This is a genomic window from Alishewanella sp. SMS8, assembly GCF_030737935.1.
Lineage (GTDB): Bacteria > Pseudomonadota > Gammaproteobacteria > Enterobacterales > Alteromonadaceae > Alishewanella > Alishewanella maricola.
The window spans coordinates 1-5,178 of sequence record NZ_JAPJEA010000012.1; the positions used below are offsets into that span (position 1 = coordinate 1).

Annotated in this window: 9 protein-coding genes; all 9 read left to right on the top strand. The window is 41.0% G+C overall.

Annotated elements, in window-relative coordinates; genetic code table 11:
- The first annotated feature begins 95 nt into the window (after positions 1-95).
- The 9 genes from ORJ01_RS16060 to ORJ01_RS16095 all read left to right on the top strand — a co-directional run bounded on the left by ORJ01_RS16060 (position 96) and on the right by ORJ01_RS16095 (position 5,017).
- On the top strand, positions 96-359 hold the full coding sequence (locus tag ORJ01_RS16060) for a zinc ribbon domain-containing protein (RefSeq protein WP_306178883.1): 264 nt from the start codon (positions 96-98) through the stop codon (positions 357-359).
- 105 nt (positions 360-464) lie between these two features.
- Entirely contained in the window at positions 465-743 is a 279-nt protein-coding gene (locus tag ORJ01_RS16065) for a hypothetical protein (RefSeq protein WP_306178884.1), read from the top strand.
- 96 nt (positions 744-839) lie between these two features.
- Positions 840-1,163 (top strand): hypothetical protein, encoded by a 324-nt coding sequence (locus ORJ01_RS16070; protein ID WP_306178885.1) that lies wholly within the window; start codon positions 840-842, stop codon positions 1,161-1,163.
- 132 nt (positions 1,164-1,295) lie between these two features.
- Positions 1,296-1,604, top strand: coding sequence for a hypothetical protein (locus ORJ01_RS16075; protein WP_306178886.1), 309 nt, complete (start codon positions 1,296-1,298; stop codon positions 1,602-1,604).
- 708 nt (positions 1,605-2,312) lie between these two features.
- Positions 2,313-2,465, top strand: a complete 153-nt coding sequence (locus ORJ01_RS16240; RefSeq protein WP_371930789.1) for a PLDc N-terminal domain-containing protein — start codon at positions 2,313-2,315, stop codon at positions 2,463-2,465.
- A gap of 107 nt (positions 2,466-2,572) precedes the next feature.
- Positions 2,573-2,854: a hypothetical protein gene (locus ORJ01_RS16080; protein ID WP_306178888.1), complete on the top strand. Its 282-nt coding sequence runs from the start codon at positions 2,573-2,575 to the stop codon at positions 2,852-2,854.
- Between the two features lie 460 nt (positions 2,855-3,314).
- Positions 3,315-3,614 carry a hypothetical protein gene (locus tag ORJ01_RS16085; protein WP_306178889.1) on the top strand — a complete coding sequence of 100 codons (300 nt, stop codon included), beginning with the start codon at positions 3,315-3,317 and terminating at the stop codon, positions 3,612-3,614.
- 578 nt (positions 3,615-4,192) lie between these two features.
- Positions 4,193-4,537 carry a hypothetical protein gene (locus ORJ01_RS16090; protein ID WP_306178890.1) on the top strand — a complete coding sequence of 115 codons (345 nt, stop codon included), beginning with the start codon at positions 4,193-4,195 and terminating at the stop codon, positions 4,535-4,537.
- 123 nt (positions 4,538-4,660) lie between these two features.
- Positions 4,661-5,017, top strand: coding sequence for a hypothetical protein (locus ORJ01_RS16095; protein WP_306178891.1), 357 nt, complete (start codon positions 4,661-4,663; stop codon positions 5,015-5,017).
- Positions 5,018-5,178 lie beyond the last annotated feature (161 nt).

The following is a 5,178-nucleotide window of genomic DNA, read 5'->3' on the forward strand; positions in this document are numbered from 1 at the left end:
ACAAGGCGCACCATTCGCTCCCTTCGGTCGCTGGGATGCCAACCGCGATGCGGTCGTCACCCATGTGCTTTGCGTTATAAGCTAGAGGAGTACTGATGTCATTCTTGAAGACTCTCGGTAAAGGTTTAAAGGGAGCTGCGGCAGCTTTAAAAGTTGACCAATATACAGTCAATGGTGTAAACGCGAAGTGCATCCATTGCGGACATCAGCATTTTGAAACTGGAGAAGCGCAATTAAATACCGCAGGTCTGACATTTATAAATTTAGATTGGGCAAATAGAAGTGCGTCAGTTCTTATTTGTAAAAAATGTACATTCATTATGTGGTTTTTAGAGGAGCCCAAAAGAATTGTTAGGTGATGCTTATAACAAACGCCAGCACAACGCGCCTTTGGCGCTCGACTCGCAACAAGTTGCTCGCGTGTGTGGCGGGCGTTATACGTTTTTGGGATGAATTAGGGAATCATGGAAGTTTTAAATACTGCTTTACTGATCAATATCACCACAATTGGGTTTATCCTTGTTGCAGCCTTTGTTGCTTCAAAGTCTTCAGGACTTTCCAAAAAATATTTTTTGTTCGGATTGCTGGTTATGTTAATAAATTCCTTAGTTGCAATACCGCTCACAGTTTATGGTCTACAAGTATTTGATAGTGAAAATGGGTTATTTATTATTAGTAACATCAGTGGTGCATTTTTCGGTATTGGGGTGCTTATTTGCGCTTATGCTTTCAAGGTTAAATAAAGACACGTATAACAAGTTAAATCATCGGAAAACCACTCGCTGGCTGCGCCAAAACGCTCGCGTTTTCCGCTGTTTAAAGCGTTATACGGACTTAATATGATCGAGCCGACAAAACCACCATCGTTTATTTATAAACAAGCGATCTTAATAGCCGTATGCATGCTGTATTTGCTAGGGGTATTCGGCTTGGCTTTGAAGTACCCCAATTACAACTCTATCTTCATATTGTCATTTGCTTTTGTAGCGGCACTACAACACTGGATATTGCCTAACATTCTGTACAACAGAGAAGAGAAATTATATTTGAAGGCCAAAAAGACATATGACGCAAAACAGAGTGAGCAAAAAGTTGCTCTAGCTCACAAGTTGCAGAATGGCGATGTGAATAAAAATATCGACAACTACTTAAAAAGAAAATAGGAATTGGATTTTGGTCTGTATAACAAATTGCTTAATTTCGTTCCGGCCACAAAAAGCGTGGCCTCCACTGGATTGCCTACGCTGCGCTGCGGCAACCAATTAGCAAGGCGTTAGGCAGCTGTCGGAGCAAAAGTGAGACTCACAAAAGAATTGTCGCGGCAGCGTTGGAGTGAGATGAGGGATTTATGGTGCGAATGGGATCCGATCGGTGTCATGTCGCAAGATGAATGGCCAAGGGATGAATACGATTCATATCTGGGTCCAACACTCCGGTTACTTGAGGCTGACGCAAGTGCGGATGAAATCATAAAGTATCTTGCCTTTGTTGAGATCGAATACATAGGGATGTCGGATACCGTTTCGGCTTCAATTCAGAGACAAGAGTTTGCTCAAAAATTACAAAACTGGTACGCAACGAAATGGCACGACACAATTTCATAATCATGCCTAACAAACGCCAGCACAACGCGCCTTCGGCGCTCGACTCGCAACAAGTTGCTCGCGTGTGTGGCGGGCGTTAGGTGTTTCTGTGATCTCTGAGTATTTTGATGATTGGGAAGTAAAGGAAGAGTTTTCTAAGGAGTTCATTTCCTTATGGGGTGGTTGACTCGGTCGAGAAGAGTGTTACAAGCTATATGAAGTAACAGAATCTGAATGGAATAGGTTTAATCAATTAGTGAGGTTGCTACATTCAGAATATGAATTGTACGCGGTTAATTTAGAAAACGAGACCATTGATAAACTTGAAGACCTGGATAAATATTTGCCCACCTACGAAGAAGATATGAATAGAGGGCAAATGAATTTCACGACTATTATTATTCCTTCGTTAAATGCAGTATTAGCAGAAACGTGGGATTTCACTTATATCCTTTATCATAAAAATAATGGTGCAGTTGAAACTCTTAAACCTCTAATAAAAAAGAGTAATTTGTTTAGTTTTAGTGACTAAACACCTAACAAGAATTTAAAGCGGGACTGCTAACAGTTTGCTCGGTTTCGCTTCGCTTCACATTTTAGCAAACAGTTATCAGCCCCTTAAATGGGCGTTAAATTCAGAGTGGTCTTGAGAAAGATTTTAATGTTCAAATTAATTAAAGGATTAAATTTATGATGGGTGGGATAAGTATTTGGCATTTGTTACTCATAATGGTTTTGCCATTGATTCATGTAATTCTGTCAAGCCGTTCACACGGTGGTGCAAAGTTTGGTTGGTCTTTAGCAGTCGTATTTTTTCCGATACTTGGGTATATCATTTACTTGATAGTTACTCAGCCTGCAAAGAAAGTGCTACAGAGCTAATTGAATTTAACAAGGCCAGTCAGCAACGCTTCCTTTGGTCGCTGGACCTCAAACCCGCTGTGCGGTTTTTCGGCCGCTGCTGGCTGCGTTATGTTGCAAGGTGAATCATGGAGCTAGCTGAAAGATGGCGTCTTATCGAGGCTGAATTGATGGCAGCTTTCGAATTACTACCAAGCAATACTATAGAATCTGATAATGGATATAGAAAAGGGGATTTCTTGGACTATATCAATGCAAATGAGCTGCTTTTGGCAATGGAAGAGCTAGATGGGGTAATCGAAGATAACCCAAGCCCATCTACGAAGTTTTGGATGCATTTAATTAGCGCTTCTAAATTGATGGGTGACAAGCATCTAACTAAGTACGAGTCCATTTTAAATGCAACATAACAAGGCCAGTCAGCATCGCTCACTTTGTTCGCTGGACCTCGTTTCACTCGGCCGCTGCTGGCGGCGTTAGCAGGTGTTCGGGTTTTAAGGGTTTCAGTCTGTAGTTTTATTCGGCATTGCTCGCGTTTCGTTTTCTTAGCGGTAACGCCAAAAGTTAAAGTTCGCCAGTTTGCGGGTTAGTCGCAAACGGTGGCGGCGGAAGCGTTGTTCTTTGCGGCTTCGCTTAATTGTTTTACAGGTTCCAGCCTGCTCGTTGTATCGCTGTTGGCTGGTTAAGTTTTTAAATTTGCACAGTGGTGCATTTGTTCAGCTTCGCCAGTGCGGCAGTGCCGCGCGGGTTTTAATTCAAGCTGCTAACAAGGCGCATCACTCGCGGCCTGCGGCCGCTGGGATGCCAACCGCTACGCGGTCGTCACCCGTGTGCTTTGCGTTATACGTTTTCAGATTTATGGAGTAATCGATGAGAAAAACATGGAGCTTTAAAGTAAAAGGCCATTCAATCAAAGTTGTTAACACTTGGTTTCATGGTATGAAGCTTTATATCGATGGTAATTTAAGGGATCATGACAGCAGTTTTTTAGCCTTTGGAAATGAAGTTTTGATGTCTGCTAATTTGGGTGAGGAAGGCATAATTGAAATTATACCTCGCGCTTTTTTAACAGTTGAGGTTGATGCTTTTCTTTCTAAAGACGATGAAAGCGTCCCCGTATTCAGTTCAACAAACCGATTATCGCTGAGTCAGCAGAGAGAGAGTCGTTAAATACGTATAACAAACAAATTTTATCGCCAGCAAAAAGCGCTGGCTGCGACGTCAACCCGCTGCGCGGCTTTCCGCGCTAAATTTGGGCGTTAGAAATACTATGAAATGTCCAGAATGTGGTTTCAATAAAATAAAGTATTGGGATGTGATAAATAATGGAGGTATTAAAAAAACGTTGAGGTGTCCTCAATGTAATACAAGCATTGGAACACATTCACTCATTTGGTTAATTTTTGCATTTGGTTTTGCTCTTCCTAGCTTGTTATTGGTGTATTTACCTAAGTGCCATTTTTTACTTGTAGATAACTTGTTTTTTTACTCTATAGCTCTAGGAACTTTTATTAGTTATTTTTTGTTGTGGACATTGCCGCTATTAAATACAAATAAAATATTTTATAAAGTACAAGAGATTATATTCTGGATTATTGTTGTATTTTGTTTGTTCTTTGGTTTTGGTGGTTATAAGTATTTCTAACAAGCAAATAAACAGGGACAAATAACCGTTGGCTTTGTCGCTGCGCTCCAATTTTAGCCAACGAACATTTGCCCATTATTTGGGCGTTATGCAAAAGTAACCGATGAAATTTAGCGCAAGTAGGAAAAAAATTGCTTTCGTTTGGCTTGTCAGCGGTCTGATATTTTCAGTGCTGGCATCTTTAGCATCAATGTTTTACTGGGATTATACCTATCTTCCAGAGCCAAACGTAGAGTGGCAGCCCATAAATGATCTCGTCGGCATGGTGATTTTATTGCCATTTGGCTTGTTACTTTCAGTGGCTATGCCTTGGGGCTGGGTTAGTCTTGTAGGTTTACTCGCTGCGCTTTGGCTCAAAGATATCAGGCCAATTGCTTTTTCATTACTGGGGTCTATATATTTCGGCTTTGAATGGCCAAAATGGTTCGTCGGTTTAATGGGTATTTAAATGCATAACAAGGCTGTAAACCTGACCCAAATTACTACGCGATTTTGTGCAATACGCTGCGCGCATTTTCGCACAAAACTTCTCCATAATTTGGGCAGGTTACAGCAGCGTTAGGTAAGTATAATGCAGTCATCTAGTAAAAAAGAATTCATCCAAACGATTGGTTATTCACCGTGGTTTTTGGCGATATTTATAGTCATTTTTTTGGTTTTGAGTTTTTTTGAGAGACCAATTTACTTCTTACTATTTTTAAGTATTCCTTATGGTCTTTATACCGCTCTTGTATTACCGTTTTTGTGGCGTAGGAATAATGATTGGTTAGGTGGTTTTTTGACGGTGATGCCAATTGTGTTTTTCATAAGTTCGTATGGCAACCACTTTACGGCAGTTCAGGCCGTCTGTGCCGCTGCGGCGTTTACTTGCCTTATATGGCTATTGTTCAAAAATAAGTTCATCTGCTATGTTTCAAACAATACCTAACAAGTTACTAAATTTCGTTCCGGCCACAAAAAGCTTGGCCTCCACGGGACTGCCTACGCTGCGCTGCGGCAGCCCATTAGTAATGCGTTAACTGCATGGATTAGCATGGTCAAGTTTCTGAAAGTATTTGCATATGTTCTTATTGGAGGAGTGGTCATAGT

Bases quoted from the DNA above. Each gene is read 5' to 3' on its own strand.
- ORJ01_RS16070 (WP_306178885.1), top strand. From the start codon at position 840: ATGATCGAGCCGACAAAACCACCATCGTTTATTTATAAACAAGCGATC.
- ORJ01_RS16085 (WP_306178889.1), top strand. From the start codon at position 3,315: ATGAGAAAAACATGGAGCTTTAAAGTAAAAGGCCATTCAATCAAAGTT.
- ORJ01_RS16095 (WP_306178891.1), top strand. From the start codon at position 4,661: ATGCAGTCATCTAGTAAAAAAGAATTCATCCAAACGATTGGTTATTCA.
- ORJ01_RS16060 (WP_306178883.1), top strand. From the start codon at position 96: ATGTCATTCTTGAAGACTCTCGGTAAAGGTTTAAAGGGAGCTGCGGCA.
- ORJ01_RS16240 (WP_371930789.1), top strand. From the start codon at position 2,313: ATGGTTTTGCCATTGATTCATGTAATTCTGTCAAGCCGTTCACACGGT.
- ORJ01_RS16080 (WP_306178888.1), top strand. From the start codon at position 2,573: ATGGAGCTAGCTGAAAGATGGCGTCTTATCGAGGCTGAATTGATGGCA.
- ORJ01_RS16090 (WP_306178890.1), top strand. From the start codon at position 4,193: ATGAAATTTAGCGCAAGTAGGAAAAAAATTGCTTTCGTTTGGCTTGTC.
- ORJ01_RS16065 (WP_306178884.1), top strand. From the start codon at position 465: ATGGAAGTTTTAAATACTGCTTTACTGATCAATATCACCACAATTGGG.